We start from the raw sequence: 21234 nt of genomic DNA on the forward strand, positions 1-21234 counted from the left end.
GCTTTATTTCTGAAGTATTAATTCTAATACACGCTGCTCACCCAATGCTATGGTGTCTGGAAAATGGATAAGATTATTCTCAATGCTGAATTTCACAGGATGTTCTTCAATATGAACAGCTGTGATTTGGGCAAGCCATGCATTTGGAAGCTGAAACAGAGATAAATTAAGAATACCCTTCAAAACTTGGAGCTGTATACGCTCTGCTTGTACGCTGAACAATCCCCAGCCACTATCCAAAGACCAGAATGAGCGGAAAGTACCATCCTCGGTAAGGATGGGTTGAAAACCGATCAAGCCCTTTACCGCATTAAATGAGAATCCGCTGTATGCTTGCAATAAGGAATAGCTTGCCATAGATCGGGCATAATTGCTTCCGCATTCTATTTCGTTCCAAGGGTTTCGTTTCTCCCCGTCATAACGTTCGCGAATTGCATTTACAATCGAAAGCCCCTCTTCAATCAGCCCTTCTTGTATCATATGGGATGCTGCTTGGTATTCAAAACCTGTCATCGTTTCAGATGCATAAGTTAGCGGGACGGCTGGTTTGGTGATTCCTTCAGGCCAAGAACATATTACAATGCCGGCTTCATCATTGAGTGAGAACAACCGCCACGTATTGGCTTCATTCTTCATAGAGGATTTGAAATTATAGTTGTAGAGCGATTTTAGCGCTTTGCGCACCTGCTGGTTGTCGAATATTTGACCCAGACCACATAGATTAGCATGCCACTGTGCGATGACCTGATCAATCACACAGCCTTCGGAAACCTGATATTTGATTTCCTGAACTTCTTCGTTCCAGTATGCCAGAATGGTATCGTCGTCTTCTACTGAGATATATGGCTCTAGAATTTTCCGATCCTGCAAGTCGATCTTTTGCATATAATACTCACCGTTGAACAGGTTCTCGTCCGTCCATTGACGTCCTTTATCAAAAATTGCACGGTATTCCATTGCGAGCTTAGGCTCTCCTAAATATTCAGCCATTTCCGCACCTGCTTTAAGCGCTGCCAGGTAGAAGCCCGTCAACCACGAATTAGGCCCATATAGCTCCATATCCAGCGTATGGTGCTGCCTTCCGTCTAACACGCCCCGCTTTTGTGGATCCCACTGATCTTTATTACTATCGGCCCAAGCATATGCGATGGAACGTTTAATAGCCGGCCAGTTAGCTTTCAGGTTGCTCGTATCACCGGAAATTTTCCAATCGCGATAGGCTTTGATTACACCTCCAAATTGTCCATCCGCGCACGCATGGAACCCATCAGCTGCACGGCCTAGAGGAAGCATGAGGCGGAAGGACATTCTGCCGTCTTCGTGCAGGTTGTGCTTATAATCCAGATCACGCATACTGCGCTCCAGCTTCGGGAAAAGAAAAGGTAGGGCGTACGCATAGTTCCATACATGGGTACAAGAGCCTTCACAGCAGCCGATATCGGCTATAGAGCCTTCAAATCCATAAAACGAACCGTCGGTCAGTCTTAAGCTTGTTGGCGTTTTTAATACCGACAAATTAGCAGAAATAGCTTCGATTACGACAGGAGGCAACGTTGAACTGAATAAAGCTTCTTTAAACAAATTTGTTTCCGTATAAAGTCGATTCCAATGCTGCAGTGCATAAGCCGCGCTCTGGCTAGAATCTGCAAATAGCGTTGCGTAATAATTTTTCCAAAGCGTTGTGTTGTCCTTCTCTGGATTCCAAAAGTTATAGCAATTCGGATAATTCCAGCTAATAACAAAACGGATTGTCTCCTTCTGCCCAGGAAGCAAGTCAATGTGCGCTGCTAAGGAAGACATATCCCGATGTCTTGGATGAGTGGGTGAGCTCTCTGGGTAATGTCTATTTTTCATCGGTCCATGCGTGGTAAAATCCCGCCAGAACATCTCCAAATTATCGCACCAACCGCCGCGGTACCAGAACTCCTGATAACTAACGGAATCGGCATCGGTTGCAACGCTAATATCTCCAAACTGAGGATCGTCCGCAGCAAATTGATTGGATAATAACTTTATGGAATGAATGCTCTCATGAGCGCTGCTGTTTTCTTTCTTATACTGATGAATGACTTTCTCTGAAGGCACCGGGTTGCCGACAGATAAACATGCCGTATAGGTAATTGGCTGCTGGCTCGTATTCGTAAATTCGATTTCGAAAAAAGCAGCCGGCAAGCTTGAATCATGATCATTTAAAGGGATAAAGGGATTAAACGCATTTAAAGTAATGGTCCCCGGAAATTGATCATCGGCGAAATTCATTTGTGCTAAAGGAAACTCACCGCTGAAGGTAGTATCTTTAAAATGCGGCATGCCAGCCATTGTGTTGCTCTCTGGGCCGAAGCCATATCCGCTATGCAATGGAGCATTTCGCAGAGGTTCACCCACAAAGGGCGCTTGTAAATCGCCTTGGAGCACACGAGCATCCAATACCTTGCCATCAGACTCTGCTTTTACAGCAAAATGGCTAAAGCCGTTGAAGCTCTTTTTGTTCGGTCGGTTGAAGATCTCCCAATCGATCAATCGGCCATTTCCCGCTAAGCCGATACAACCCGTTCCAATTCCGCCAAGCGGGAAAGAGATTTCTTTTGTCTTTGCATCTTTATATACTTTTTTCATTTTAACACTCCTTTTTCTCTCGTATTTGCAGCTAGTGGCGGCACTTATACTTAGAGGCTAATATGCTATAATAATAGAAGAATTTGAGGGTGAAATCTTTGAAGAGAGCTATTATTCTCTTTGTAAAAAACGATTGCGATTAATAACCTCTTGGCATTCAAGAAGGTTATTTCCATAAGGAGACTTGGGATGGAGATTGATCAATATGATATTGTTCCTTACATTCGTCAGGCTGATTATGCGATTCGCCCTCCGTTTTATTTGGGAGAACGCAATTTGCTGGATTACATCCTTTTCTATGTTCAGGAAGGAATATTCGAGATTCAGCTCAATGGGGTGCCTTATACTTTAAATGAAGGCGACTTTTGTTTGCTTCAGCCTGGCGATATTCATACTATAAAAGGGATAACCAATACGATAAACCCGTACATTCACCTTGACTTCTTCTATAATCCGCTTCGAGAACAAAGCTTTATTACGCTGCCGGGACAATTGGATATGACGAATCATGTGGATTTGATGCAGCCGAGATTGAATGATTTTACAGCGTTCGAAATTCCGCTTAAGCTCAATTGCAACCAGCCACAAAAAATGCGTGACCTGTTGTTGAAAGCTATAGAGCTTTGGCAGTTGCAAACCTTCATCAGTCGCATGGAGGCTAATCATTTCGTTTATGAATGCGTGGCCGCCATTATCAAGGATTATATGAAACCACAGCTTTCCTCTATCCAGACCAAACCTTTTCTGAATTGGATCACTTCGTATATTTCGTTCCACTTCTCCGAACCGATCACAGTGAGTGATATGGCGCAAAGAGCTGGCATATCAACGTCGAGGTTTCAAGTATTATTCAAACAAGCCTTTGGGACTTCCCCATATCGATATTTGCTAAAAGTTAGAATTGATCATGCACTGGAGTTGTTGAGGAACGATCATTCGATTCAACTTGTTAGTGAATATTGTGGGTTTTCGGACGTACATCACTTCTCAAATGCATTCAAAAAAGCAACAGGAATCACTCCCGGGAAGTATAGGGATAGATTCATAGAATAGGTGATCCAATACATTCTCCATAGGCTAACTGTATGGACAATACTTGATCGCAGAGTATAATGAAAAGAAAAACCTTGGACTATAAATCTGTGGTGAAGGCAGGATGAAAATGAGCAGAGTCAAAATTTTGGAGGCGGCCCTTACCGTTTTTTCGGAAAATGGGTATCATCGGGCAAGCATGGATGACATCGCTTTGGAGGCGTCTGTGGCGAAGGGTACGTTATACTATCACTTTCCGTCTAAAGCGCAATTGTTTAAGGCGCTCGTAATCGAAGGGCTAGAGATGATTACCGGCAAGGTCAGTGAAGCTCTGAACGACGATTTGTCCCCGGGAGAGCGGGTCTTGCTTGCGATCAAACATAATATTGACCTTTACCTGGAATATAATAGGTTGGCACATATCTTTTTCAATGAGATGTCAAACGGAATTGAACCGGATATTTTGGAAGAAATGAAAGAACTGCGTGTCGGATATATCGGCTTTATTGCTTCGCTTTTGGAAGAGGGCTGGCGTGATGGCATGTTCAAGGAAATGAACTTTAATCTGGCGGCTGCAGGCATCCTTGGTATGCTCAACGGGCTTTGCGGCTATTATTTGAACCATAAAGACGATTTGAAGCAAGAAGAGATTGAACAATTTATGTATATGTCCGTCACCTCTACACTTTTCATATAGAAGAATGACCTGGTTGATTCGAATGAATTGAAGTGAATAGTGTTTGTCTAAGCCTCCTTACTACAAGGTAGGTCTTTTTTTTGTTCAAATATAGGAAAGTATAAGTTTCACGCTTATACTTCACCTATATTTCACCGCGAAACGAGCTTATGCCGCCAGAAGACGGCGCCAGCCGTTTATGCTTGTAAATAGAGCTAGATGGGATTGACAGTTGAAGATATACTATGTATGATTTAAACTGACTAGTCAGTACAAAAAAGAATTGAAGCTCATTATAACTAAAATAGGAAGTGTGGTGGACGTTATGGATTGGTTAAAAACGGATAAACTGGTTCCGCTGTCGTGGTATAAACAAATGAGGGATCATGACCCTGTCTCATTTCATGCAGAGTCAAATACATGGTCTATGTTTCGGTATGATGATGTCAAATTGGTCTTGTCTGATCATGAGCACTTTTCGTCTCAATTTACGGAAAAGCCGCAAAAGGAGGAGCCAATCGAGGCAAGTATTCTACGAACAGATCCCCCCAAGCAGAGACTGCTGCGCAGATTAGTCATGCAGGCGTTCACTCCGAAAGTGATCGAAGCGCTGGCTCCGAAAATCGAGGAAATTGCTGATGAACTGCTCGATCGGGTAGTACCGTATGGCCGTATGGACGTTGTCCATGATTTTGCCAGCCCTCTTCCTATCATCGTTATTGCTGAAATGCTCGGAATTCCCTCTGAGGATCTTGATCGTTTCAAGGAGTGGTCAGATGCACTAGTTGGAAACGATTATTCACGTTATCTGCAATGCCAACAGGATATGAGTGAGTATTTTGGTGATATCATCGAACAGCGCCGTAAACAGCCGGAAGATGACTTGATCAGTAATCTCGTACGCGCGGAATGTGAAGGAGAAAAGCTGGATGAGCTGGAGCTGATCGGCTTTTGCATATTGTTGCTTGTCGCGGGGAACGAAACGACGACGAATCTCATCTCGTCTGCGGTTCTTTGTCTGGAAAATCAGCCTTCGGTGTTGGCAGAAATAACGGAGGATTTGGCGCTGCTTCCGCAAGCGGTTGAAGAAGTGCTGCGTTATTGTTCACCTGTACAGTCTATGTACCGGAGGGTGAAAAAAGCAACTGAGCTGCACGGAAAACAATTTGAGGTAGGGCAGGAGGTTGTCGTTTGGATTGGATCAGCCAACCATGATGAGAGGGTGTTCACGGAGCCAGAGCAATTTGACATACGTCGTGGATCGAATCCGCATCTTGCGTTTGGCCAAGGTATTCATTTTTGTCTTGGTGCTTCACTTGCGCGGTTGGAGGCAAAAATTGCGCTAACCGTATTGTTACAGCGAATCAAAGGCTTGCAGCAGGAAGCAGATACAGTGCTGGAAAGATTGGATAGTTCGATTGTTTTCGGTGTGAAAAAATTATCTATATGCTGGGATACGAATCATGAGAGCAGTTCAATTCTATAGAGATAAGGTGACGTGGATGGAGAACGGAACGGGAATCACCCAGTTGTTCCGTTCTCCAGTTATTCAGTTTTCCATGAGTACGTTCTCCATCGGGATTCTCATGTACTGTGTAGGCGTAGTTCCGAATGTTTTTTTGAAATGCCGGGTAAACGTCTGCTCGCTGCAATAACCGACCCTATCAGCAATTTCTTTAATGGTCAGATGAGGGTGCTGGATCTGCTGTTTAAGAGCCGCATTCATACGGACATTTTTAACGTAATGAGTAATATTATAGCCAGAATTTTTTTTGAAATAGCTTGATAAATAAACGGTAGTGATATTGAATTGATCGGCAATAATAGTAAGCGACAAGTCCCGGTTATAGTTTTCATCAATAAAAATAACGATCTTATCATACAGCGTCATATCTTGATTGGTTGAGTAAGAGGTAAGTGCATCATATTTATGGAGCAGCTCCATATAAACAAGCTCAGGATTGCGGGCGGAGCTTAAGTCCATTTTTAGCGCATCACCTAAATGAGTCGTTTTGATCTTTTTGCTAGAGATGATGACATTAAACAAATCGTTTAAGTATCGATGGAGAATACGAATATCCTGATAAGTCATTCGCTTCATCAAATGACGGACTGTACCGGAAAAAAATTGTCTCAAGCTTTCTTGGTTGCCCTTTAATACATAAGCAATTAATTCCTGCTCCTTATCGATAGAGAGGGCAATTGATGTTTCTTGGATCAAAGTATGGTCGGTGAAGTTAGCGATATGATGGGTAGCTTCCCAATTGTACGGGTATTGCTCAATAGCTTGAGTACTTTCCTGAATGGCTTGATGTATCGTACTAATATCGGTCATATACCCGCTTATACCACACATAATGAAATAGCCTTCGGATGCGATTATGTCGAGAATGACAGGCATCTCTCTGCTCATATCAACAGGGTTCATATTATAGATGAGGTAGGTACCGGCATCCGTACGATGAATTAATTTATGTACAGTAAAATACGTTAACAAATGCTGCTCCAGCGTCTTGTATGCATGCTCTAGGCTGGTACCGCGATGTGTTTCGATAAAGAAAGTCAGAATATAACCGTTATTGTATGCGTTATGAAGTGCTTGAAGCATCTCTTGTGGAATGTCCTGTGACGTGTCAGAAGCAAGTCGTAAGAGTGCATTTTGCTCCATAATCATATTCTGCTCATTCAATGCTTGCTTCATCTTTTGGTTGGTAGAATTTAGACTGGTAATGGTTGATTTGATCGGTCTATAAATGGTCATATTTGCCATGAGCAACCCAGTGGATATGACCAGAAACACAATGAACAGCAGCATCGTGTATTGATTGGCTTGACGAATTTTTTGCTGAAGGATGCTTTCAGGGTAAAGAACGGTATAGTTGAATTTGTTTAATGTCATTTGGATGGAGGAATATTTTTTATTATCAATAACGAATGAAGAAGCCTCGGACTGTAACTGATCTTTTAGGTCTGCAGTAATTCGGGAATTCCCCGCCACCATTCCACCGTTTTCCATTGTAATCCATATCATATTGTCTAGTACTTGTGCGGATTTGCGCAGATCACTTTCAAGACCTGATTTGTTAATTTTGACTATGATAGATCCAACGTTATTAATTCGATATACATAGGTCATAAACCGATCATAATTTTGGAAAGTGTCACTTTGCTCTATTAGATGTAGGCACTTGCAGGTGAAATCAGTGCTTTCCAAACGGAGCTTCTCATAGAATAGATCCAATTGGCGGCTTCCATCAGCGCTTGTTACGTAACCTTTATCATTAAAATAGACGAAAATGGAAGACTCAAATGGCAGTAGACGACCTAGCTCATTCAACTTCTGATTGAACCGTATTAACATTGACTTGTAACCCAGTGCACTGGAATCCGTTTTGTTAAGGTAGACCATGTCCAAATTCATGCTTAATGAAAATACACTTTGCTTAAGCTTATTAAGCTGTTGATCAACATCTCCGGCGATATCAATTAAGGAATCTTTGTTCGTTTGATTGAGATTATGTATAACGGTATTTTTCAAATACTGGGAATTGTACAGGAGGATCGACGAAAAAAGAAGAGTGAAAATCAGGTTGAGTGTAATAATTTTTACGTACATGTTTTGGTTTTTTAGCTTCAAAAATCTAGTATTCATACAGCGACCCCCTATTCTACATTCTGCTAATCTATTATGATAGCGATTACATTTCTAAGTTAATCATACGTATTTTTCTAATCGAAATCTATATCTATATTAAAAACTGATGCCTATATTAAATACCGACGGGCTTTAAATATTGAAAACTGACCCTATTATTAAGTTCAGCGCCTTGTCCTTCTTCTAGCATGGAATTACGCTATAACTAGAACGAAGGAAAGGAGGAAGACATTGAAATCATTTATGACCCAATGCTACAGGCAGCGTAACTTGCTACTGATGATACTGCCTGGTTTACTTGTTGTAATCGTTTTCAAGTACCTTCCCATCTATGGAATCTTAATCGCATTTAAAAATTACGATGTTGCTGCAGGAATTTTTAACAGCCCGTGGGTAGGCCTCAAACATTTTTATTCATTTTTTAATAACCCATTAAGTCCTAGACTAATTAAGAACACATTTTTACTTGGCATCTATTCTCTACTATGGAGTTTTCCAGCACCTCTTATTCTTGCATTACTATTAAATGAAGTGAATAACAAATTTTTTAAGAGATCGGTTCAAAGTATCATTTATTTTCCCCATTTTTTATCGGTTGTAATTATTGTCGGTTTCATCAAAGAATTTACGGCACTAGATGGTCTTTTTAATCGAATTATAAGTTGGTTTGGAGCTGAACCGTTTCCTATTTTGGCTAAGTCAGAATATTTTCGAACACTCTTTATCGGATCAGGCATTTGGCAGGGCGTCGGTTGGGGAACGATTATTTATTTGGCGGCATTATCAGGTGTAGATGAAGTACTTCATGAAGCGGCCACTATAGATGGAGCGAATAGATGGCAGCGGCTATGGCATATTACTTGGCCCGCGATCATTCCTGCAACGACGATCCTATTTATTTTGTCGCTCGGAAGTGTTGTAGGAACAGATTTTCAAAAAATTATATTGATGTACAATCCGAATATTTACGAAACGGCAGATGTAATTGATACCTATGTGTATCGCCAAGGAATTCTCGGAGCTCAGTACGAATACAGCACAGCCGTAGGGTTTATGCTTTCGGTGATCGCGTTCGTCTTTGTGGCGGGTGGCAATTGGATATCCAAGAAGGTTTCCGAAACGAGTCTATGGTAGACGGAGAGTGACTATGAACATTAAGCATTACAAACAAGGATTAACCTCCAAAATATTTGATTTCAGTAATTATATTTTTTTAATTGGTTTATGTATTATCATGTTATATCCGTTAGTAAACACATTTGCGATCTCACTCAGTAAACCTGAAATGATTATTCAAGGGAAAGTGAGTTGGATTCCACGTGGATTTAACTTGGAAGGCTATAAATATATCCTCTCGGAATCGAAATTACTTACTTCGTTTGGGAATACGGTTATCTATGCAGGGATAGGTACATTTATTATGTTACTGTTAACATCGATGATGGCTTATCCGCTTACATTACAGAACTTTGTTCTGCGTAAGTTCACGATCATATTTTTGACGATTACGATGTTTTTTGGAGGCGGATTAATTCCTACCTATTTGCTGATTCGCAAGCTGCATTTGCTGGATACGTTATGGGTTATGGTCATTCCAGGTGCGATTTCTGCCTTTAATGTCATTCTATTTCGAACCTTCTTCCGGACGATTCCGAAAGATTTGGGCGAGTCGGCCTATATGGACGGAGCGAGTGATTTTCGGATATTGTTCCAAATCTATTTACCGATTTCCAAAGCTTTGCTTGCGACATTCGCCTTGTTTGGAATTGTTGGTGCGTGGAATGGGTGGTTCGATGCCTTAATCTATTTAAATAATGAGGATAGATATCCCATTCAGATGATTTTGCGGAAAATGATTTTGGAAACAGATAACTCAACGATGAACGCACAAACTTTCAAAATGATGAGTGACATGAAAGTTCATAGCAAGAACATTAAGATGGCAACAGTGATAGTTACCATTATACCGATGTTAATGCTCTATCCTTTTTTACAAAAGCATTTTGCGACAGGTATGATGATTGGTTCGATCAAAGGATAAATTTGAGAGGGTGGAAGAAATAATGAAAATGTTCAAAAGAACCAAATTATTGGGCTTATCAGGATTAGCGCTACTGCTGTTACTCACTATAGTACTCGGGGGCTGTTCGTCTAATTCCAACGAGAGTTCGGAAGCAAGCGACGACAAAGCACCTCTCAAGGTGTCCATCATGGCTGCTTCCTTTGGAACGACTCCGGAAAATACTGAAATTCAAAAGGAATGGCAGAAGAGAATGGAGGCATACATCGGCCGTCCATTGGATATTGACTGGAAGTACGTTCCATGGGGTGAGTATGAAGACAAATTTAAGCTAATGCTAGCAAGCGGTGATCTACCGGACATTATGACCAACAAAGGAGGAGAACTGGCTGTTCAATATGGTAGACAAGGCATCGTTCTCGATATTTCTAAATATTTAGATCAAGCTCCAAATTACTCAAGGTTCCTCGAGTCCACACCTTATGTTGAATCGAGTATGTATACACCGGAAGGCAATATGTATTTCTTCGGTGATGGTTTTACCAATAAGGAAAATAATGAAGGATCAGCGTACGGTTCGTTATACCGTTTCGACATCTTTAAGAAGCACAACATAAAAATTCCGGAAACTCAAGATGAATTTTACGCCGCAGCCCAAAAACTAAAGGAGTTGTACCCAGATATTTACCCGGTCAATTCATTCGGTTGGCCAAAAGTGGAAGAAGGATTTCAATATTCCAATCATACAAATTCCGGTATTTTCTGGAATGGTACTGAATTTACGTATGGTGCAACTTCGGATGCCTTTAAGGAAGCGCTTATGTTTGTAAGTAAATTGTACAAGGAGAAATTGTTGGATCCCGAGATTATTACACAGTCTGATGATCAGGTGAAGCAGAAGGCAACGACGGGCAAGTCCTTTATGATTCCGCTCGCTTGGTACGGGTTTGGAAATGAATTTAACATCATGACGAAAGGCACTATGGAATGGGGCGCTGCATTACTCCCTAACAACCCTAATTACGGAAAGTCGTGGAAAATGTCATCCACTGAACCGGGTCAAATTATTAGACCTTATAATGGTGTACTCATTTCTGCGAAAGCAAAAAATCCGGAGCTACTCGTAAAAATGATCGATTATCAATATTCGGATGAAATGATAGATCTAATCAACTGGGGTATTGAAGGAATGACGTATGAAATCAAAGATGGTAAAAAGTACTATTTACCGGAAATAATGAATGCTGACATTCCTGGAAATGAACTGGTAAAGTACATGGGTTCTCGCCCAGGAATAGTCTTTACTCCACAGGATTTCGGTGCTGACATCGGAAAATATAAACCAATGCCATTCTATGCAGAAGGAAAATTTATTAATGAAATTATCTTCGTAGCTTCGAATCAATATGGTGGTGCAGAATCGATCGCACCGATGGATAGGGCTCCTGTAATATTATTGAGCAAGGAAGAGCAGGCGAAACGGAGCGAGATCATGACGCCGATCGAAACTTATGTCAGTGAGATGGTAACGAAGTTTATCATCGGTGAGAAAAGCTTCGATGAGTGGGACAAGTACAAAGAAGACATCAAGAAAATGGGAGACTATGAATCCATTGTTACGATGATGAACGAGCAAGCAGCTTCTACTAAGTAAGCTCATAAGAAGTGGAAACCCCCGAATGCATTCTATAAATGCGGGGGTTTCCTTATTCATGGAGAGCTATTTCATACAGAGTTACATCTCATAGAAGAAGCAAAAAAGTTATTTCCACCGCCGACGAACACTGATTTCAGAGCTTTGGGAGCATACATTAAGATTGAGGTGAAACCTGTCGGCTAGGAATATTATGGATTGGAAATTCAGTGTCTATCTGGAGGTTATATGTATGTACACATTAGAAAATAAACATTTAGTGGTAGAATTGTATAATTGGCCTGGAGTTAAACAATATGTACACAAAGCCTCTGGATCGCGAATTCTCGGTAGCAGTCCTGAAGGTAAGCTGACTATAAATAATAGTATTACAAATTGGGACGATTGGGATATCAATGCGGATTATAATTCGGATACGCTTTCTGTTTCATACAGAATGAAATTGATTACTCATGATTTGAATTTGCTTTTTGAATATCAGTTAGAAGAACATGAGCTTTGTGTGCGAATAAATGTGATCGATGATACTCACTTTCCATTGCAAAGTATAGATTGGACGGATCAACCATTAATAACTTGCCAAGATCAGGAATTCTACTTTTGGCGTACCGAGATCCATCAAACCAATTGGAGGTTAATTCCAAGTGGGGGAAGAGGGCTTTATAATAGAAAACTGGTTCGGGAACAAATTCTGGATACAATTCCTGAACGACAACCTGTGCCGACGATGCATACGTGTCTATTTAACGAACAAGTATGCTGTTTTGTACACACAAATTATCCGGTAATTCCATTATTAACTCAATTATCGGAAGATGATCAATATCTAAACCGTTCCGGTAGTTTTTCCATCACCCCAAATACCTATCAATATCGTATTCGCGATAGGATAATGCCCCCTCTCAAAATGAGAGTTGTCTTTATTACAGATATGAATGATGACGGAAAAGCCGACGAATGTGAGTATCAACTATGGATGAACAGGAAACTTCCTGAAGCAAATCCGATATATAAAGCGGCCATTTGGTATAAAATTTTTTGTGCAAACAATAAATCGGAAGTCATGACGACATTTCAGCAAGCGTTGGAAATTATTCGCCAAATTCACAGCATTACAAACGGTGCTGCCCAGATTGCTTATTTGGTTGGTTGGCAGTTTGAAGGACATGACACAGGTTATCCTTCGTTAAATCAGATAAATACAAAATTGGCGATGAACCCAGAAGATACTAGAGTGGAATTATTTGATTTAGTTCGAAGAGCCAAAGAAGAATTCAACTGTACGGTCAGTTATCATATTAATGTGGATGATGCTTATATTGATTCACCTGATTGGAATCCTGACATTCTTAGCCGCGATCCTGACGGATCAGAACGTGTTTGGCTCAATTTAGGGGCACAAGACAGTCCAAACAGTGGCGAAGAAAAAGTATACCACATTTGCCATACCAAAGATGTAGAGAGTGGTAATGTATTTGATCGAATTGATAAACTCTTACAGCTCGTTCCCATTGAAAAAACAATTCATATAGATGCCTTTCGAAATACCAACGTTAGCTGGGAAAACAATACATATATTGGGCCTTTGGAAGAGTTGGAATGCGGGATGAAACCGATTATCCAGTATTTTAATTCAAAAGGAATTGATGTATCAACAGAAGGTCAAAATGGAATGCCGATCGAAGATGCTGGTATTTTTAGCGCTTACTGGCACTTTAGTCCATCAATCCTCTATCACGGTAAAATTATTGGTGGGGGAAGTGTTCGGACAGATACTCTAGTTTGGGGCAAAGGCGTGTCCATCGATGCGGACATTTATTATCAGGGAGTGCTATCCAAACATGAATTTGATCAGTTTCAGACGAATTCATTTGAAGTGAATTGGCATCAAATTGTCGATATTATATATCTTGGGTCAATGCTTTATCGCTTTTACCTTGCACGGGAAATGATAGAGATGCGGGAAGATGATAAGCGGGTAAATATTAGATTTGCTGATGGTGTGAAAGTAGAGATTAATAAGAAATCGGATAGCTTAAATGTAATTTGGAATAACATAATTATTGCTGAAAACCATAACCGCTTTATCCCTATTGGCAATACTATATACATGTATAGCCGATATGGAACTGAGCGATTTTGGATATTGCCTGATGGATGGAATAATTCTAGCTTTCAACTATATCGACTATCCAAATCAGGTAAAGAAAGTATAAAGGACTTTATCATCATGGATGGAAAAATCAAAGTGAAATTAGAACCTCATGTACCTGTCATCATAGAAAGAGATGTTATTATCGCAAATTAATTATGCTGAATGATCGAGTAAATTTAATAGTTTAATAGAAGAGGAGAGATACAAATGACTCAAATGACCGAAAAGCATGAAGCGTGGCGCGCGATACCTGGACATTACTATGACTGGAAAGAAAATATGCAACCGGAAAGTCCGTATAATTTCGATTATAGCCAGACGCTGACGATGAAGATAGGCATGGCAGTTCCTGATGGGCATGGAGGAGCTAATGTTTATTGTACATTCGAACAGGCTTTACAATATATTGAGGAAACCGATCGGATTACAAGAGGGATCCCGAAAATTATTTACCTTGTCGGCTGGCAGTACAATGGACATGATGACAGGTATCCGGCATGGGATGAGGTTAATGCGCATCTTAAGAGAGCACAGGATAGAACCGCAAGAGACAGTTATTTGTGGCTAGTGGAAGAATCACGGAAGCATAATACGATAATCAGCGTCCATGTCAATATGACGGATGCTTACGATAACAGTCCGCATTGGGACTTCTATATGGAGCATGATCTAATAGCACGCAACGAGGATGGTACCTTGATGCAAATCGGGAGCTACAATAACCAGGCAGCTTACCAAATTTGTTACAAGCGTGAATGGGAAAGCGGCGTTATTGTCCAGCGAATCGAGAAGCTGATTTCTTTGCTGCAGCTGGATAAAGTAGGAACCGTGCATTTGGATGCCTATTTTCCGAGAGCAAACATTTTTCACGGAATTTCGCAAGAAGAGGAATCTTCCTATATGCGCCGTACAATCCGATATTTTCGCGAGCGTGGCATCGATGTGACAAGCGAAAACTTTGCCCATCTACGCGACGACCCATTTATCGGATTACAGCCTTGGTGCTGGTGGTTCGATCAGAACCTAGAGCAGCATTTTATAGAGAGGCCTGCAAAGCTATTGAGCGGCGCTGCGATTCGCGATTATACGCTTCCGGGAATACCGGTTCGGCATGATCTGGAATTTCTCTTCGGGGTGGGTGTGCATGGAGAGGATGTATTCTGGGATTTTGAGCATAGTGCTCCACGTGAGAATTGGCATGATCTGTTGATTGAACGATTCTGTCTTAAAATGCTGCAATATCAATATCTTAACCAATTGGATCGGATCTGCCTGGAGAATGAAGGTGATAACCGAGTGATGCAATATTCAGGGGGGCATACCGTTCATTTGTATGATCATTCGATTAGATGCAATGGCAGGATGCTGCGCGAAGGTGACGATGTGTTCTTTCCTGCGCTCTGGCAAGCTCAACCAGAGCTGATCGCTTATAGCAAGCAAGGATATTCAGTCAGGATGTGGACCATTCCTCCGGATTGGGACAATGTTACATCTGTAGATATTTATCGGATTACAGCTGATGGATTAACGGAAGTGGAATGCAGCTGTCAGCTCTTCGGTGATAAATTGGAGCTTTCATTGGCTCCAGGAATGGCTGTAGCGATTTTTCCGAATCAATAATTTAGGAAGCTTTCAATTGATAACGAATGAATATGTGAAGGCGACTGATTTAGGCACTGTGCCCAATTAGTGAGAAGATAGTACGGATGTTGGCTGCGGTGGACATGATGTTACTGGAATTGTCGAGTAAGGCTCTACTAGCATTAAAATTAAAATGGGTAAATCAAATCTTCACGAGGATCATGATCGGTGTAAAGCTGTTTGGTAACCAAATTCATCATTGGTGAAAAAAGCTTCGACGAGTGGGACAAGTACAAAGAAGAGATTAAGAAAATGGGAGACTATGAAGCGATTCTTGCGCTGATGAACGAGAAAGCAGCTTCTATTAAATAAGGTTTCTATTAAATAAGATCATAGTGATTGGAACCCCCGTTATGTTTTATTAAAAACGGGGGTTCTGTACATATTTTTTGACAATTACCATATTTCAAAGGAAATAACCTCCAATTTTGTTTGTATAGATGTTAAAATTTATTCAGTTCAAACTGAACAACGTATATTCCATAACTTATTTCTTGGGAGTGAAGACTATTGTCTAATCTAAAGAATGATACGGTAGACGAAAAGATAGCTGTTTTTCGGGTAACTGACTTTGGAGCAAGACCGGATTCAGGCGAGGATGCGATGAGGGCCATACAATCAACAATAGCTGCCGCTTCCGGCGTGATGGGCCTGGTTGTCATTGATTTTCCTCAAGGGCGATATGATTTGTACCCGGATCATGCTGCGAAAGAGGCATATTATGTTTCTAATACGGCAAGCGAACAGGAACACCCCGATCCGACAAAGACGATAGGACTTTTGTTAAAAGGAATAAGCCGATTTATTTTGGAAGGTAACGATTCACTGCTGCTCTTTCATGGAAAAATGACGCCACTCGTTATGGATGGCTGCGAGGATGCGGAAATACGAAATCTGAATATCGATTTTGCTCGTCCTACGATTTCTGAAATGCGAATTACAGCAATTGGCGAGCGTCACTGGGACGTGACGGTGCATTCCGATTCACGCTATATGCTGCAGGATGGGAAGTTGCTTTGGGTTGGTGAAGGATGGAGCTATACCGACGGACCGTCACAAGAATATGATCCCTGCACCAATCGAACATGGCGTGTGTCTAATCCAATGTCATTGGCGACTCTAGTAGAAGAAATCCAGCCGGGCAAGCTTCGTTTGTTGTTTGATTCCGCTCCGAGAACAGAGATCGATCATGTTTTTCAAATGCGGGACGGTATAAGGGATCAGGTCGGTTCCTTAATTATAGGCTGCCGAAATATCGTATGGCGCAATATAGAAATGAGATATATGCATGGTCTTGGTATCGTTGGTCAATTAAGTGAAAACCTAATATTCGAACAATTGCAGTTGGCACCTCATTCTTCAAGCGGAAGAACAGCATCGGCGTTTGCTGATTTTATGCATTTCTCCGGTAACAAGGGGAAGATATCTATACATAACAGTGTGTTTGAGGGAGCACATGATGATGCGATCAACGTCCATGGAACGCATCTTAGGATCGTAGGCAATGACGCAGATCGATGCATTCGTGTTCGATTTATGCATCATCAAAGCTACGGATTCAAAGCGTTTCAGCCGGGAGATGTGGTCGATTTTATTTCAACCAGCAAATTAACGCCTTATGCGACTCGTACGATTGTTGCCATATCTATAATCTCCTTGCGGGAAATCGAACTGACGCTGGATGAAGCTATACCGGAGAACATGGAAGAAGCGGACGTCATTGAGAATGTAACATGGACACCAGAGGTGTCTATCCGTGGTAATTGCTTCAAGAGAATACCTACTCGCGGGGTTCTCGTCACGACTCGTCGCGAAGTGATCATTGAAGGCAATGTTTTCGATGGTACGCAGATGAGCGCTATCCTCATTGCTGATGATGCTGGAAGCTGGTTTGAGTCTGGTATGGTAAGAGATGTTAAAGTGCGGGGCAATCGGATTATCTCCTGTGCAGAGGGCAACGAACCCGTTATCCTAATTCATCCGGAAAATACGGTCATTTCGGCGAAAAACCCTGTTCATTCCAACATTGCTATAGAAGGAAACGATATTGAAATGGTAGGATCGCGACTTTTAGATGCTAAGAGTACTAGAAATCTGATATTCTCGAACAATCGGATAATGCATAGCAGCCTTGCGGAAGATAAAGCTGCGGTAAAAGGTGACTCCCATATCCGATTGTTGGCATGCAGCGAAGTGAAGATAAGCGGCAATACATTTGAGGGCGAGAAAGTCGGAACTGTGACGGCAATTTCAATGTCGGAGGAAGATCTAGTGATCGATGCCGGGCAGCCTTTATTGTTGAATTGCGAATAAGCAGATACTCAAAAGAACATTCAAATTGGGATTGCACCCAGGTTGGATGTTTTTTTGCTTGTTGTCACTCTGCTCATCTCACAAATATCACTTAGTATATTTTTTATAGATTTAGATAGAGGACTTACGTTGCCCCTTTCTACTTATGATACTACAAACTAATAGAGGTCTGCTTTTCACGCTTCCGATTATTTGAAGAAACATAATGGACTAGTCGATATGTGACTTCAGCGAAAAAGATTCCCCCAAACACATCCAATAGCGCATGTTGTTTGGTAAATACGGTGGAAATGATGATGAGCCACAGCAGAGTATATAGAAAGATACGCATAGAAGTCTTGATTACAAGATCACGTTTAAAGGTAATGAACAGTAAGTAACTCGTCAAACAATGAACACTCGGGAAGCAGTTAAATGGTGCGTCAGAAAGATAAATATAATTAACAAGCATGCTAGCCAAATCTGCTCCTTCTACGTCGGGGCGAGGGACATGGGTAGCAAAAAACCAGAAACAGACATTACATGCCATGACGGAAATATTATAAATCAGAAGCGTACGCCAATAGACGTTGCGATTCACAATGGCCATAAATATAAAACTAAGGTAAAGAACAGGCATCCAGCTTATATAAGGGAAGATGAACCACTTCACAAAAGGTATATGCGTATCGACCCAAGCATAGTCCAGATAACTGTTTGGACCAATGTTGCGAGCGATCCAAACATAAATTAGCCCCTGAAGAGGAATCGATAAAATGCCTAAAATATACACCCACTTTTTTAACCACATTTTCATTATTAGTCCTCACTTGATAATCATAAAGTAGATTCCATCCTAAGCTTTATATGCTGCCAGCACAATAGATATTTCTTAAAACAGTGGTCATATATTTTTATCTTAGTCAGGTAAATACATTTTCTGCAGACCACAGCAGTAAACAACTTATCAACAGGAGTATTACGACATAAGGATATAATTGTTTTTACCCTTGCCGCAGTTGCCAATCTTGATAAAATGATATACGTGAGCAATTACTTTTAAAACGATCAGGGGGCATTATGAGCGAAGTGTTATTTAATTTTGAAATAGATGAGGTTACCTTTCAATTGCAAGAAGCATATGATTTTAATTGGCTTAAAGAGCTTGGCCGAGTATTCCGCGTATTTGACCAACAGGATTCGGGTAATATCTGCTTCGGTGTAGAAAAGGAAGGAAGAAAATATTTTGTTAAATTTGCCGGTACAAAGCCGTTAGATTTCAATGGGGACCCGCAGGATGCTGTTAATCGTCTAATTCAAGCTATACCTTTATACGACAAGCTAAGTCATCCAGCACTAATCAATATGGTAACACATTTTCATATTGAAACGGGTTATGCCGCTGTATTTGAATGGTTTGATGGTGAATGCTTGCATTCGCATTGGTCATACTCCGGAGCAGCTAAATATAATCACCCTGATTCTCCGTTTTTTCGATATAAAAACCTAACTTTGGAGAAGCGTTTAAAATCGCTAAATACAATTTTTTCCTTCCATCAGTATATAGAGTCCAAAGGATATGTAGCTATCGATTTTTATGACGGAAGCATTCTTTATGATTTTGATAATGATGCAACAAGAATATGTGATATTGATTTTTATAGAGAAAAGCCTGCTACAAATGATATTGGTGAACATTTTTGGGGTGCAGTAAGGTCTAAGTCTCCAGAAGAATTCATCCTTAATGCGCCCATTGACGAAAAAACGAATGTATTCAATATGGGAGCAATTGCTTTTGGTTTGTTGGGCGGGGAAATGGATAGGTCTTATTCAAAATGGGAAGCAGGCCAGGAGCTTTATGCTGTCGCTTTACGGGCTGTAAATCCAGATCGAGAATTACGGTACTTAAATGTATCTGAATTCAAGGCGGCATGGAAACAAAGTAATATTAATAATGGTGTGCCGAAATATTTAAGTAACTTGTTTTGACTGGAGGCACAGTCTTGGAAATAATAAGTGATATTCCAGAAAATCATAGGCTTTCCTCAAAGGCGTTAATAGATTTTTTTGCGCAAATGGAGCAGCTGGATTTAGAGGTAAACAGCTTTATGCTGCTGCAGGACGGCAAAGCTACTGCACAGTTCTGGCGAGAGCCTTATCGCAGAGACAGCGCACAGCTACTATATTCACTTAGCAAAAGCTTTACATCTATAGCAGTTGGTATAGCTTGGGACAATGGGTTTCTGGACTTGCAAGATAAAGTGATATCTTTCTTTCCTGATAAATTACCGCAGACGGTTTCTTCGAACCTGGAGAAGCTGACCATCCACCACCTGTTATCTATGAGTACAGGGCATCATGATAATATTTACAGTACAGTAGCAGCGGAAGAAGACTGGGTAAAAACATTTTTGTCTTTGGACATATTAAATGATCCAGGGAGCTGTTATCTGTACAATACTCATGCAACGTATATGTTGTCGGCTATTATTGAGCGAGCAACGGGCCAAGATTTAATTCATTTTTTAATGCCGCGGCTATTTGAGCCGCTTGGGATCGCAAAGCCTTCGTGGGAAACCTGTCCCAAAGGAATAATAGCGGGAGGCATGGGGCTAAGCCTCACAACAGAAAGCGTTGCGAAGTTTGGACAGATGCTGCTGAACAAAGGGGTATACAACAATCAGAGAATAGTATCTGAAAAATATATCGGATTAGCTACAATGGAACACAGTGACAATCGCGGCAATACGGATCGAATAGATTCCTCGCAAGGCTATGGCTATCAATTTCTTTTGTGCCGACGAGGTGCCTTTAGAGGCGATGGGGCATTTGGACAATTATGTTTTGTAGCACCCAAAGAAAATATCGTTATTGCGGCAGCATCAAGCTTTAAAAGTATGAATCAGCTCCAAACGCTGTTGGATTTAATCTATGAATATATTATCGACAAGTTAGATAATACGACTATTCAGAGAGTGAATGATGATGCTTCTATATTAGAGCAGCAACTCTCTTCTATGAAGTCTTCTTTTGCAGATTCACAACTTTTACTAGATGACATTTTTGATATAAATAATAACAGCTATGAGATGGATTATATAACTCAATAAAATCAGCTTTTATAGGAGCGGAGAGCTGCTGGAAGTTGAATTTTGTTATGAAGATGGAGGAAATAATAAAGTTGTTCCATTTAACCTATTCCAACCAGTACATACCCATGATATCTTTGTAAAAGATTTATCTCAGCATCGACAACAGGTTGTCACCTATGCTTCTTGGCTGGATCAAAAAACGTTGAAACTTACGATGGTTTATATTGAAACGCCATATGTGGTTACCTATACATTACGATTTCTGAATCAAAACTTGTACCTCCACTATAATTGGAATGTATCATTTTCCCCTATAAAGGAATTTGAAGCAAGCGGTATGCGGCTCTTGCAAGAAGTCTAGCAATTTGGATTCCAAGATCAAAGAGGTTATAATTAAATTC

The 21234-nt window shown here is 40.9% G+C and carries 15 protein-coding genes; 12 read left to right on the forward strand and 3 right to left on the reverse strand.

The features are described 5' to 3' along the window. Positions 1 to 3 precede the first annotated feature (3 nt). Entirely contained in the window at positions 4 to 2616 is a 2613-nt protein-coding gene (locus AC0YN7_RS09325; RefSeq protein ID WP_475809702.1) for a GH116 family glycosyl-hydrolase, read from the reverse strand. A gap of 189 nt (positions 2617 to 2805) precedes the next feature. Here AC0YN7_RS09325 and AC0YN7_RS09330 point away from each other — a divergent pair, with 189 nt between their 5' ends. The 3 genes from AC0YN7_RS09330 (at position 2806) to AC0YN7_RS09340 (ending at position 5810) form a co-directional block, all read left to right on the forward strand. Then, the gene (locus tag AC0YN7_RS09330; RefSeq protein ID WP_475809703.1) at positions 2806 to 3669 is read left to right on the forward strand and encodes a helix-turn-helix domain-containing protein; all 864 of its coding nucleotides are present in this window, start codon (positions 2806 to 2808) and stop codon (positions 3667 to 3669) included. A 109-nt stretch (positions 3670 to 3778) separates the two neighbouring features. After that, the gene (locus tag AC0YN7_RS09335; protein WP_475809704.1) at positions 3779 to 4345 is read left to right on the forward strand and encodes a TetR/AcrR family transcriptional regulator; all 567 of its coding nucleotides are present in this window, start codon (positions 3779 to 3781) and stop codon (positions 4343 to 4345) included. Positions 4346 to 4649: 304 nt separating this feature from the next. Further along, entirely contained in the window at positions 4650 to 5810 is a 1161-nt protein-coding gene (locus tag AC0YN7_RS09340; protein ID WP_475809705.1) for a cytochrome P450, read from the forward strand. 63 nt (positions 5811 to 5873) lie between these two features. On the opposite strand, the gene AC0YN7_RS09345 is transcribed toward AC0YN7_RS09340, so the two are convergent. Next, complete coding sequence (locus tag AC0YN7_RS09345; protein ID WP_475809706.1) at positions 5874 to 7976, reverse strand: helix-turn-helix transcriptional regulator; 2103 nt, start codon at positions 7974 to 7976, stop codon at positions 5874 to 5876. A 234-nt stretch (positions 7977 to 8210) separates the two neighbouring features. On the opposite strand from AC0YN7_RS09345, the gene AC0YN7_RS09350 reads away from it, so the two are divergent. The 7 genes from AC0YN7_RS09350 (at position 8211) to AC0YN7_RS09380 (ending at position 17762) form a co-directional block, all read left to right on the forward strand. After that, positions 8211 to 9113: an ABC transporter permease gene (locus AC0YN7_RS09350; RefSeq protein ID WP_475809707.1), complete on the forward strand. Its 903-nt coding sequence runs from the start codon at positions 8211 to 8213 to the stop codon at positions 9111 to 9113. 13 nt (positions 9114 to 9126) lie between these two features. Then, positions 9127 to 10020: a carbohydrate ABC transporter permease gene (locus AC0YN7_RS09355; RefSeq protein WP_475809708.1), complete on the forward strand. Its 894-nt coding sequence runs from the start codon at positions 9127 to 9129 to the stop codon at positions 10018 to 10020. Between the two features lie 22 nt (positions 10021 to 10042). After that, entirely contained in the window at positions 10043 to 11653 is a 1611-nt protein-coding gene (locus AC0YN7_RS09360) for an extracellular solute-binding protein (protein WP_475809709.1), read from the forward strand. Positions 11654 to 11885: 232 nt separating this feature from the next. Beyond that, positions 11886 to 13961: an endo-alpha-N-acetylgalactosaminidase family protein gene (locus AC0YN7_RS09365; protein ID WP_475809710.1), complete on the forward strand. Its 2076-nt coding sequence runs from the start codon at positions 11886 to 11888 to the stop codon at positions 13959 to 13961. A gap of 54 nt (positions 13962 to 14015) precedes the next feature. Next, the gene (locus tag AC0YN7_RS09370) at positions 14016 to 15428 is read left to right on the forward strand and encodes an endo-alpha-N-acetylgalactosaminidase family protein (RefSeq protein WP_475809711.1); all 1413 of its coding nucleotides are present in this window, start codon (positions 14016 to 14018) and stop codon (positions 15426 to 15428) included. A gap of 201 nt (positions 15429 to 15629) precedes the next feature. Continuing rightward, positions 15630 to 15761 carry a hypothetical protein gene (locus tag AC0YN7_RS09375; protein ID WP_475809712.1) on the forward strand — a complete coding sequence of 44 codons (132 nt, stop codon included), beginning with the start codon at positions 15630 to 15632 and terminating at the stop codon, positions 15759 to 15761. 198 nt (positions 15762 to 15959) lie between these two features. Further along, positions 15960 to 17762 carry an alpha-1,3-galactosidase-related protein gene (locus AC0YN7_RS09380; RefSeq protein ID WP_475809713.1) on the forward strand — a complete coding sequence of 601 codons (1803 nt, stop codon included), beginning with the start codon at positions 15960 to 15962 and terminating at the stop codon, positions 17760 to 17762. Positions 17763 to 17913: 151 nt separating this feature from the next. On the opposite strand, the gene AC0YN7_RS09385 is transcribed toward AC0YN7_RS09380, so the two are convergent. After that, on the reverse strand, positions 17914 to 18558 hold the full coding sequence (locus AC0YN7_RS09385) for a phosphatase PAP2 family protein (RefSeq protein WP_475809714.1): 645 nt from the start codon (positions 18556 to 18558) through the stop codon (positions 17914 to 17916). A gap of 263 nt (positions 18559 to 18821) precedes the next feature. Here AC0YN7_RS09385 and AC0YN7_RS09390 point away from each other — a divergent pair, with 263 nt between their 5' ends. Further along, a complete protein-coding gene (locus AC0YN7_RS09390) occupies positions 18822 to 19730 on the forward strand; it encodes a serine/threonine protein kinase (protein ID WP_475809715.1) in 909 nt (302 codons plus the stop codon). Positions 19731 to 19744: 14 nt separating this feature from the next. Continuing rightward, positions 19745 to 20851 carry a serine hydrolase domain-containing protein gene (locus AC0YN7_RS09395; RefSeq protein WP_475809716.1) on the forward strand — a complete coding sequence of 369 codons (1107 nt, stop codon included), beginning with the start codon at positions 19745 to 19747 and terminating at the stop codon, positions 20849 to 20851. Positions 20852 to 21234: the final 383 nt, after the last annotated feature.

The organism is Paenibacillus sp. J31R122 (assembly GCF_056269185.1).